At 73.9% G+C, this 10,750-nt stretch carries 5 protein-coding genes; 4 read left to right on the plus strand and 1 reads right to left on the minus strand.

The genetic code is table 11. The features are described 5' to 3' along the window. The first annotated feature begins 24 nt into the window (after positions 1–24). The 3 genes from ACWGUG_RS14895 to ACWGUG_RS14905 all read left to right on the plus strand — a co-directional run bounded on the left by ACWGUG_RS14895 (position 25) and on the right by ACWGUG_RS14905 (position 7,946). Entirely contained in the window at positions 25–2,241 is a 2,217-nt protein-coding gene (locus tag ACWGUG_RS14895; RefSeq protein ID WP_452325143.1) for a S1C family serine protease, read from the plus strand. A gap of 204 nt (positions 2,242–2,445) precedes the next feature. After that, positions 2,446–5,217, plus strand: coding sequence for a BTAD domain-containing putative transcriptional regulator (locus ACWGUG_RS14900; RefSeq protein ID WP_452325144.1), 2,772 nt, complete (start codon positions 2,446–2,448; stop codon positions 5,215–5,217). Beyond that, positions 5,214–7,946, plus strand: coding sequence for a BTAD domain-containing putative transcriptional regulator (locus ACWGUG_RS14905; protein WP_452325145.1), 2,733 nt, complete (start codon positions 5,214–5,216; stop codon positions 7,944–7,946). Before ACWGUG_RS14900 ends, ACWGUG_RS14905 begins: the two co-directional genes overlap by 4 nt. 14 nt (positions 7,947–7,960) lie before the next feature. On the opposite strand, the gene ACWGUG_RS14910 is transcribed toward ACWGUG_RS14905, so the two are convergent. Next, on the minus strand, positions 7,961–9,007 hold the full coding sequence (locus ACWGUG_RS14910; RefSeq protein ID WP_452325146.1) for an ATP-dependent DNA ligase: 1,047 nt from the start codon (positions 9,005–9,007) through the stop codon (positions 7,961–7,963). A 156-nt stretch (positions 9,008–9,163) separates the two neighbouring features. Between ACWGUG_RS14910 and ACWGUG_RS14915 the strand changes: the two genes are divergently transcribed. Further along, positions 9,164–10,741: an aspartate:alanine exchanger family transporter gene (locus tag ACWGUG_RS14915; RefSeq protein WP_452325147.1), complete on the plus strand. Its 1,578-nt coding sequence runs from the start codon at positions 9,164–9,166 to the stop codon at positions 10,739–10,741. Positions 10,742–10,750 lie beyond the last annotated feature (9 nt).

Genomic DNA, 10,750 nt, shown 5'->3' on the forward strand with positions numbered 1-10,750 from the left:
TGTCGGGACAGGAGGGGGTCGGCGATGATCGTCGGACGATACGCGCCAGGACCGTGGCAGGCGGTGGTGACGGGCCGCGGGCTCGTCGTGCTGGGCGCCGACGTTCCCATCACGCTGCTCGAGAGCGTCTGGCGTCAGGCCGACGCGGGCCGCGGGCTCCCCGCCGTGATCGAGGCCCTGACGGGTGCGTTCGGCACATCGCTCGCGGCGATCCCGCCGTTCGCCGTCGTGCTCGCCGAAGAGGACAGCGTGCGTGCCGTCGTGCGGGGGGCGTTCGAGCTCACCGTCGAGACGGCGACCGGCGTCGAAGAGCTCTCGGGTGCGACGGTCACGACATGGACCGAGCGCACGATCCCCGGTGCGGTCCGCGCGAACATCGTGACGGCCGAGCACGATGCGCCCGTCGAGTACCCGATCCGCGACGGCATCGTGCTGGTGTCGGCCGTCACGGTCACCTTCGATGGGGCGGATGCTGCGCCGGTGGCCCCGCCCGAGCTCCACGCCGCGCGTGGCGCCCCCCCCCGGCCCCCGGCCGCGCCTCCCATTCGCGTTACCCCCCCCCGCTCTTCCGCGTCTGCGGGCCCTTCGATTGCACAGCGGTTGCACGGTGCAACGCCCGCCCCGCAGCACCGTTGCACGCCAATAGCTTGCTCAACCATGAACACGACCACACACCGCTCACGCCGCGGCCTCGCTCTCGCGGGTGCCGCCCTCACGGCCACGTCGGCGCTCGCGCTGACCGGCTGCATGTCCTTCACCGTCTCGCCCGGCCAGGGCGCCGCCGGCGGGGCCGGCGGCGCCGGAGGCGTCGGCTTCGACGACATCCAGACCGCCACCATCCAGATCGAGGCCGTCGGCACGTTCGTCTCGCCCGAGATGGGCGGATACGAAGCAGCCGGACGCGGCTCGGGGTTCCTCATCAGCGAGGACGGCCTGGCCGTCACCAACAACCACGTCGTCGTCGGCGCCGGCACGCTCAAGGTGTGGCGCGGCGGCGACACGTCCGAGACGCTCAACGCGAAGGTCCTCGGCTCGTCGGAGTGCCTCGACCTCGCGGTCATCCAGCTGCAGGAGGACGACTACCCGTACTTCTCGTGGCACGAGGGCGACATCACCACGGCCACCGACGTCTACGCGGCCGGGTTCCCGCTGGGGGACCCCGAGTTCACCATGACGCGCGGCATCGTGTCGAAGGCCGACACGGCGGTCGACACCCCGTGGGCGTCGCTCGACCACGTCATCGAGCACGACGCGCGCATCCGCGGCGGCAACTCGGGCGGTCCGCTCGTCGACGCCGACGGAAGGCTCATCGGCGTGAACTACGCCGGCAACGACCTCCACGACCAGAACCTCGCGATCCACCGCGACGAGGTGCAGCAGGTGCTCGACCAGCTGGCCGCCGGCGAGAGCGTGCTCAGCCTCGGCATCAACGGCACCGGCCTCATGACCGAGGAGGGCGAGGGCCTGGGCATCTGGGTGAACTCGGTCGCCTCGGGCTCGGCCGCCGACAAGGCCGGCGTCGAGCCCGGCGACCTCATCACCAAGATGGAGGGTGTCAGCGTCGGCACCGACGGCACGATGGCCGACTACTGCGACGTGCTGCGCACCCACGGGCAGGATGCGACCCTGGGAGTCGAGCTGTATCGCCCCGCGGACGGCATCTACTACACCGGCCAGTTCAACGGCGAGCCCGTCGAGGGCGTCTCGGTCGCGAGCGAGGCGGGCGCGAGCTCGGGCGGCTCCGGCGGCGGCGCCAGCGCCGCGGCGGACTTCGTGTCGGTCGTCGACGACACCGGCAGCGTGACCGTCGACGTGCCCGAGGCGTGGTCGAGCATCGACACCAGCGTCTACACCGACCCTCGCGGCGGTCAGTGGGCCCGCATCGACGCCTCGACCGACGTCGCCGCGTTCGCGAGCGGCTGGTCGGTGCCCGGTGTCTCGGTGGTGGCGGCTCCCGCAGCCACCGCGACGATCCAGCCCGAGGAGTGGCTGCAGATGACCGCCGACTACCTCACCCAGTCCGGCTGCTCGCAGCAGGCGATCGACGAGTACGCCGACGACCTGCACTCGGGGGTCTTCCAGTACTGGACGGGCTGCGGTGAGACGGCCGCGGACTACCTGATGCTCGCCGCGTACTCCAACGACGGCCAGTACCTCATCGTGCTGTCGGTCACCGCGCTGAGCGAGGGCGACTTCACCGCGATCGACCGCGCGCTGGGAAGCTTCCAGGCGGCGTTCTGACACCTGGGCGACACGGAGGAGCGGATGCCGCGGCACACTGCGTGCCGCGGCATCCGCTCGCTCGTGGGTGGCGGATTGCAGCGCGCCGCGCCTGCCGACCCGTCCGCGATTGCACCAAGATTGCACCGTGACCCGCGCCGGGCGGCGCGGGCCGCGGCGCGCCTAGCATCCTGAGAGACCACGAACCGGAGGAGACCGACGCGCATGGGGATCGACATCGAACTGCTCGGGGCGTTCGGACTGCGGATCGACGGGAGCGCGGTGCCGGTGCGCGGCGACCTCCCGCGCGCCCTGCTCGCGCGTCTGGCGAGCACGCCGCGCGAGCTCGTCCCGTCGGAGGAGCTCATCGCCGACGTCTGGGCAGATCGTCCCGAGAACGTGGTCTCGACGCTCCGCGCGCACCTGTCGCGACTGCGCAGCGCCGGCCTCGGCGCGTCGATCGTCGGCGCGCGCGGCGGCTACCTCATCGACATCCCGCGGGAGCGGGTCGACCTCACGCGGTTCCGCGACGACCTCGCGCAGGCCGCGCAGATCACCGACGCCGAGCAGCACCTGGCCCGCCTCGTCGAGCTGGCGGGGATCGCGGGGCAGGAGCCGCTCGCCGACCTCGACGGGCATCCGTTCCTGGCGCGGCTGCGCGCCGATCACCTGGAGGAGCGGCGGCTGCTGGACGAGGACCTCGCCGAATCGGCCATCGAGCTGGGCGACGACAGCCTCGCCACCGCCGTGCTGGCCGGAACCGTGGAACGCCACCCGCTGCACGAGCGGCCGGTGCGGCTGCTCGCCCTCGCCCTCGCGCGCTCCGCGCGCTACGCCGACGCGCTGGCCGTGCTGGACGGCTACCGCGAGCGCCTCACCGACCAGGGGCTCGACGCCTCGGCCCGCGTGGACGCGCTGCGGGCCTCGATCGTGCGGCTCGACCCCGCCGTCGTCGCGCCGATCGGCATCGGCGGGACGGTGAACCGCGTCGGCATCGCCATTCCGCTGACCCGCTTCATCGGACGCGGGAGCGACCTGCTCGCCCTGCGCGAGGCCCGGCGCGGGCACCGGCTGGTCACCGTCGTGGGGCCGGCGGGAGTGGGCAAGACCCGGATCGCCGTGGAGCTCGCCCGCGAGGCGACCACCGCCCTGGAGGACGACCAGTACATGGTGGACCTCGCCGACATCCGCGACCCCGACGACGTCGTGGCCGCCATCGCCTCCGTCGTCCGGGCGCGCGAGCTCAGCATCGACGGCATCGTGCGCCGCCTCAGCCGCGGTCGCGTGCTCCTGGTGCTCGACAACGCCGACCATGTGATCGGCGCCCTCGCCGTCGCCGTCGACGCCCTGCTGGCCCAGACCGAGCACCTGCGCATCGTCGTGACCAGTCGCGAATCGCTGCGCCTCGCGCAGGAGCACGTCGTCGTGCTGCGTCCGCTCGTCGGCGACGACGCGGAGGACGCCTGGCGGCTGTTCAGCGAGCGGGCCGCGGATGCGCGCGGCGGTCGCGCCTTCCACGACGAGGAGCTCACCGAGGCCCGGCAGCTGTGCGCGCAGCTGGAGGGCATCCCGCTCGCGCTCGAGCTCGCGGCGGCGCGGCTGGACGTGCTGGACGTCGAGCAGGTGCGCGAGGGCATCGGCGGCCGCGGGGCGGGCACCGGCCGGCACGACAGCGTGCGCGCCGCGATCGGCTGGACGTTCGGCGAGCTGAACGACGACCAGCGGGCGCTCCTGGCGGACGTCGCCCGGTTCGCCGGGACCTTCACCGTCGGCGCCGCGGCCGGTACGAGCGGCCTGGACACCGCCCGCACGTCCGAGCTCCTGATGCAGCTCGTCGGTCGCTCGCTCGTCGCCGTCGACCGCAGCGGCACCGGCCGGCGGCGATTCCGCGTGCTCGAGTCGACGCGCGAGTTCCTCGCCGATCGCGACGACCCCGCCCGCATCGCCGCGTGGCGGCTGAGGCACCGCTGGTGGTTCGCCGACCTCGCCAGCCGGCTCGGCCCGACCCTGCGCACGTTCGAGGCCCGCGACACCATGGCCGTGCTCGACGGCTTCCGCGCGGATCTCGCCGTCGCGTTCGAAGGCGCCATCGAGGCCGGCGATCGCGAGGCGGCGGTGCGCATCGCGGGCTGGCAGGCGCAGTACTGGTTCCTCCGCGGGCTGCTGCGGGAGGGCCGCACCCGCGTCGAGCGGGCCCTCGCGCTGCCGGGCGACCCGACCGACTCGGACGGGCTGGCCCTCACCGAGCTCGCCAACCTCGCCTACCAGACCGGCGACGCGATGGCCGGGTTCGAGGCGATCGCCCGCGCCCGCGCGGAGGGGGAGCGTCGCTCGGACGCCTCGGTCACCGCGGTCGCGCTGTCGCGCGAGGCGTTCGGGCGGTCGATGTTCGGCGAGCCGGACCTCGGCGAGCAGCTGATGGCGCAGGCGCTGGACCTGCTCCCTGACGCCCAGGCCTGGGCGCGCGCCGAGGTCCACATGTCGCTCGGCCAGCTGCGACGGGCGCAGGGGCGGCCGGACGACGCGCTCGCGGCGCTGAGCGAGTCGCACCGCATCGCATCCTCGGTCGGCTACACGTGGATGATCACGTCGTCGCAGTACATCATGGCCAAGTCGCTCGTCGACGCACGACGGCCACGCGAGGCGATCGCCGTCGCGCGCAGCGCCATCGCGGCTGCGCGTGCGAACGAGGACGCCGCCGGTGCCCTCGCCGTCGTGCACGTCGCGGCCGGCGCGTGCGCGTTCGTGGAGCGGCACGAGGTGGGCGCGCGCCTCATGGGCGCGGTGGACGAGCTCGGACGGCGCTACGACTACGACATCGCCGCCGCGGAGGGCGACGATGCGCGCCGCCTGCGGGAAGCCGTCGCGCTGGGTCTCACCCCCGGCGAGTTCGAGCACGAGTACCGCAACGGGCGCCGGCTCGGGTGGGACGAGGTCTCGGCGCTGATCGAGCGTCTTCCGCAGACCGCGCCGCTCCCCGCCGAGGCGACGGCGTGACAGCCGTGCGCATCGCGCTCTTCGGCGCCTTCGAGGTGTCCGGCGACGGTGCGCCCGAGGCGGTGCGGGGCACCATCCCGCAGGCGATCCTCGCGCGGCTCGCCCTCGAGCCCGGACGCGTCTTCTCGGCCGACGAGCTCGTCGAGGCACTGTGGTCGGAGCCGACCGCCGCCGTCGTCAGCAGCCTCCGCGCGCACATCTCCCGCCTGCGCGCCCGCGGGTGGGGCGAGGCGCTCGTCGGCGGCCGCGCGGGCTACCGACTCGAGCTGCCCCCGCAGGCGGTCGACATCGTCCGCTACCGCGCTCTCGTCGCCGGGAACGGCGCCTCGTCGCGCGCGGCCGAGCTCGAGGACGCCGACCGCCTGTGGCGCGGTGCGCCGCTCAGCGGGTTCGGCGAGTTCCCGTTCGCCCGGCCCGTCGCGGAGGACCTGGCAGCGCTCCGTCGAACCGCACTCCTCGAGCTGACCAGTCTGCGACTGGAGGCGGGGGATGCCGCGGGGGCGGTCGCCGCGATCTCGCCGCTGGCGCAGGACCTCGGCGACGAAGAGATCGGCGCGCTGTACGCCCGCGCCCTCGACCGCTCGGGGCGGACGGCCGATGCCCTGGCGACGATCGACGCGCGCGCCACCGCGCTGCGTGACACCGGCACCCGCCCGCCGCGGGACCTCGACGCCCTGCGTCTCGCGATCGCCCGGCAGGACGAGGCCGAACCTGCCGTGGTCGACCGCCCCATCGACCGTGTCGGGATCCCGGTCCCCGTCACGAGGTTCGTCGGACGCGAGAATGAGCTCGAGGTCATCCGGCGCGGCCGCGCCGAGTCGCGCCTGGTCACGCTCACCGGCCCCGCGGGGGTCGGCAAGACGCGCCTGGCGATCGAGGTCGCCCGGCGCGCACGCGCCGACGAGGACGAGCAGCAGCGGCTCATCGACCTCGCGGTCGTCTCGTCGCCCGACCGCGTCGTGGGCGCCGTCGCCGACGCCGTCGGCGCGGCCACCCACTCCGTCGACGCGATCGCCGACGCGCTCGGCGGCCGGCGGACGCTGATGATCCTCGACAACGCCGAGCACGTGCTGGGCTCCACGGCATCCCTGGCCGCCCGGCTGCTCGAGCGATGCGCCGGGCTCAGCATGCTGGTCACGAGCCGGGAGTCGATGCGGATGCCGGGGGAGCGGGTCATCGTCCTCGATCCGCTCTCGAGCGCGGCCGCCGGTGACGCCGTCGCGCTGTTCCTGCAGCGTGCGAGCGAGTCCAGCGGCATCCGCGACTGGAGCGCCGCCGAGATCGGCGAGGCTCAGCGCCTGTGCACCCAGCTGGACGGACTGCCGCTCGCCATCGAGCTCGCCGCCTCGCGCCTGGACGTCCTCACCCTGGAGGAGCTCGCCTCGTCGCTCGACGCGGCACCCACCGGGCCGCGGCGCGGAGGCCGTCATGACTCGATCGACGACGCGATCGCGTGGAGCGTAGCGACGACGTCGCCCGCCGAGCGTGCGCTGCTGGCGCAGCTGGCGGAGTTCTCGGGCTCGTTCACCCTCGACGCCGTCGCCGGCGTGTGCGACGCCGGCGACGGCGACCCCCGAGAGGTCGCGGTCGCCCTCGCGCGCAAGTCGCTCGTCGCCGCGGTCGCGCCGACGCCCGGCGAGCGCCGGTTCCGCGTGCTCGACACCGTCAAGCGCCACATGCGGGCGCGGCATCCGATCGAGGATCTCGAGTCGTGGCACCGGCGGCACGCGGCGTGGATGACCGAGGACGCCGAGCGTCGGGCGCCGCTGCTGCGCACCGCCGACAACCGCCGCGCACGGGCGGTGCTCACCGCCAACCGCGCCGACCTGGACGACGCGTGCCGGCGGCTCATCGACGGAGGGGACCGCCCCACGGCCGTGCGTCTGGTCGCCGCGCTCGCATGGCACTGGTACGAGCGCGGCAGCGGACACGAGGCGATCGCGACGATCGACCGGGTGCTCGACCTGCCCGGCCCGACCGCCCCCGACGCGGAGGCGACGGCGCTGTATGCCGCGTCGTTCATGCGGTCGGTCTCGGGTGACGTGCTGGCGACGCTGCGCACCATGGAGAGGTTCGCGCTGGTCGCCGACCAGGCCCAGGACCCCTCGCTGCCCATGATCGCGCACACGATGCAGGCGACGATCGCCGCGCACGGCGAGTCGGTCGAGGCGGCGGAGGCGGAGCTCGCCACGGCCCAGCGGCACCGGGAGCGCCTCGCCGACGACAGAGTATGGGCGGTCGTGGACCACCTGTACATCCGCGGCGACGCACTGCGGGTGATGGGACGGCCCGCGCAGGCGCTGGACTCGCTCGAGCAGGCCTACCGGCTCGCCACCGAGCTCGGGCATACGTGGGCGCTCGCCTCCACCTGCTACATCACGGGCAAGGTGCTGACGCAGGTCGGCCGTCCGCGCGATGCGATGGGGATGCTGCGGACCGCCGCGCACCGCTCCGCCGAGCGGGAGGATGCCACGAGCACGGTCGCCGCCGTCAGCGGGTACGCGATCGCCCTCGTGGAGGCCGGCGAGCATCGCCGCGCCGCCGAGCTCTTCGGCGCGGTGGACGCGCTCGGCCCGCGGTTCGGCTTCCACCCCGTCCTCTCGGACGGCTCCTACGCGGCGCCCTTCCGCGAGCGCGCCGCTGCCGGGCTGGGAGCGGCGGAGTGGGACGAGGCGATCGCGCGCGGGCGGGACCGAGATCTGCGCTGGGCGCTCGCCCAGCTCGCGTGACGCGGCGCGGCTCGTCAGACCAGCACGTCGGCCAGATCGTACGCTGCCACGACCTCGAGCTGCTCGTACGTGCACGACCGCGGGTCGCGGTCGGGGCGCCAGCGCTCGAACTGCACGGTGTGGCGGAAGCGCCAGCCCTCGAGCTGGTCGTAGCGCACCTCGAGCACCCGCTCCGGGCGCAGCCGCACGAACGAGGAGTCGGCCCGGCCGGACTGGAAGCGCGACTTCTCGCCTTCGCCCCGCAGCACCTCGCCGTCGGCGTCGCGCTCCACGAGCGGGGCGAGCTCGTCGATGAGCTCGAGCCGGCGCTTGTCGCTCCACGCGGCGACCCCGCCGACCGGGTACAGCGTGCCGTCCTCGCCGTAGAGCCCCACGAGGAGGGAGCCGACGCCCTGTCCGGACTTGTGGATGCGATAGCCGAGCGCCACGACGTCGGCGGTGCGGGCGTGCTTGATCTTGAACATCGAGCGCTTGCCCGGGGCGTACGGCTGGTCGAGGGGTTTGGCCACGACGCCGTCGAGGCCCGCCCCCTCGAACTCGGCGAGCCAGCGCCGCGCGAGCTCGGGGTCGTCCGTCGTGCGCGTGACGTGGACGGGATGGGGAACGCCGCGCAGCAGCGTCACGAGCGCCTCGCGCCTCGTGCCGAACGGCTCCGCTTGCAGGTCGCGGTCGCCGACGGCGAGCAGGTCGAACGCGATGAACATCGCCGGCGTCTGCTCGGCGAGCATGTTCACCCGCGACGCCGCGGGATGGATGCGCTGCGACAGCGACTCCCAGTCCAGGCGCCGCCGCCCGTCGCGATCGACCGGCACCACGATCTCGCCGTCGAGCAGGCACGGCTCGGGGAGGACGCGGGCGAACGCCTCGACGAGCTCGGGGAAGTACCGCGTCAGCGGCTTGGCGCCCCGCGACCCGATCTCGACGTCCTCGCCATCCCAAGAGATGAGGGCGCGGAACCCGTCCCACTTCGGCTCGTAGCTGAGACCGCCGGGCGCCTTCGCCGGATCGGGGATGTCGGGCACGGACTTCGCCAGCATCGGCGCGGGGATCTCGTACGGCATGCGCTCCATCCTGCCGCTGCGCGCCGACACCCGACAGTCCCGGCGCGCCCCGCCCACCTGCCCGGCCCGGCTCGCCCGGCCCGGATGGATGCGCGACGGCGCGGGAGTGGGCAGACTCGGAAAGCGCCCGCGTCAGCCCCGGGCACGGAGGTGAGCATGGACGTGGTCTTCCAGTTCCTGGCCGAACGCCCGATCGTGCTGCTGTTCCTCCTCCTCGGGGTGGGCGCGGCCCTGGGGACGGTTCGCGTCGCGGGCGTCTCGCTCGGTGCCGTCGGCGTGCTCTTCGCCGCGATCGGCATCACCGCGTGGGGCGTGTCGACGGGGGTGACGATCGAGCTTCCGGCAGCGGTCGGCGACCTCGGGCTCGTCGTCTTCGCGTTCTGCACCGGCCTCATCGCGGGGCCCGGGTTCTTCAACGCGCTGCGCACCTCTTACCTGCTGATGCTCGCTGTCGCCGGCGTGCTCGTCGTGGCGGGCGGCCTGGCGTTCTGGGTCGGGTCGGCTCTCGGCATCCCGCCGCTCACCATCGCCGGAACGTTCGCCGGCGCCCTCACGAACACCCCCGCCCTCGCCGCGACCGGCGGCAGCCCGGAAGCGACCGTCGGCTACGCCAGCGCGTACGTGTACGGCGTCATCGCCGCGATGATCGGCGTCGCGCTCGCGCTGCGCTCGCGTGCGCGCGACACCGACGCGCAGGCCCCGATCATCGGCAAGCCGATCGAGGTCGACACCACCTCGCGCCCGACCGCGGCCGACATCGCGGCCGGGTACGGCGGCCGGGTGGCGTTCTCGCGGCGGCGGCACGCCGACGGCGAGGTGGAGATCGTCGGCCCCGACACGGCGCTGGAGCCGGGTGACATCGTCAACGTCGTCGGGCCGAGCGACGACGTCGAGGCGGTGAAGACCGAGCTCGGCCACACGTCGGCGATCGACCTCACCCGGGACCGCAGCCGTCTCGACTTCCGGCGGATCATCCTGTCGGATGCACGGCTGGCCGGACGCTCGATCGCGAGCCTGCGCCTTCCCGAGCGCTACGGTGCGACGATCGCGCAGGTGCGGCGCGGCGATGTCGACTTCGTCGGCAGCCCCGACTTCGTGCTGCACCAGGGCGATCGCCTGCGCGTGGTCGGGCCCACCGGATCCATGGGGGAGATCACCCGCTTCCTCGGCGACTCCGAGCGCGGTCTCGCCGACATCAACCCGGTCGCCCTCGGCATCGGCGTCCTGCTCGGCATGCTGCTCGGGTCGATCGTCGTCCCGCTCCCCGGCGGCGGGCAGTTCAGCCTGGGCTACGCGGCGGGCGTGCTCGTCGTCGGGCTGATCATGGGGCGCATCGGCCGCATCGGGCGCGTGGTGACGTCGCTGCCCAACACCGCGTCGACCGTGCTCGCCGAGTTCGGGCTGCTCACCTTCCTCGCCTTCGCCGGCACCAAGGCGGGTTCGCTCATCCTCTCGGCGATCGCCTCGGGCGAGGTGGTGCGCCTGCTCGTGCTCGGCGCCGTGCTCTCGACGTTCTTCATGGGCGCGACCTTCGTGCTCGCCCGCGCCGTGTTCCGCCTCGGCGGCACGCGGTCGTCGGGCGTCATCGGCGGTGCGCAGACGAACCCGGCGATCCTCGGCTTCGCCAATTCCCGCACCGACTACGACGTCCGCGTCGCGCTCGGCTACACCCTGGTCTACCCGGCCGCGATGGTCGTCAAGATCCTGATCGCGCAGGTGCTCGTCGAGCTGTGACGACGGATG

The organism is Microbacterium sp. NPDC055455 (assembly GCF_053619935.1).

What these genes read in the sequence shown, in the direction of transcription:
- ACWGUG_RS14915 (WP_452325147.1), top strand. Translation starts at nt 9,164, where the DNA reads ATGGACGTGGTCTTCCAGTTCCTGGCCGAACGCCCGATCGTGCTGCTG.
- ACWGUG_RS14910 (WP_452325146.1), bottom strand. Translation starts at nt 9,007, where the DNA reads ATGCCGTACGAGATCCCCGCGCCGATGCTGGCGAAGTCCGTGCCCGAC.
- ACWGUG_RS14900 (WP_452325144.1), top strand. Translation starts at nt 2,446, where the DNA reads ATGGGGATCGACATCGAACTGCTCGGGGCGTTCGGACTGCGGATCGAC.
- ACWGUG_RS14895 (WP_452325143.1), top strand. Translation starts at nt 25, where the DNA reads ATGATCGTCGGACGATACGCGCCAGGACCGTGGCAGGCGGTGGTGACG.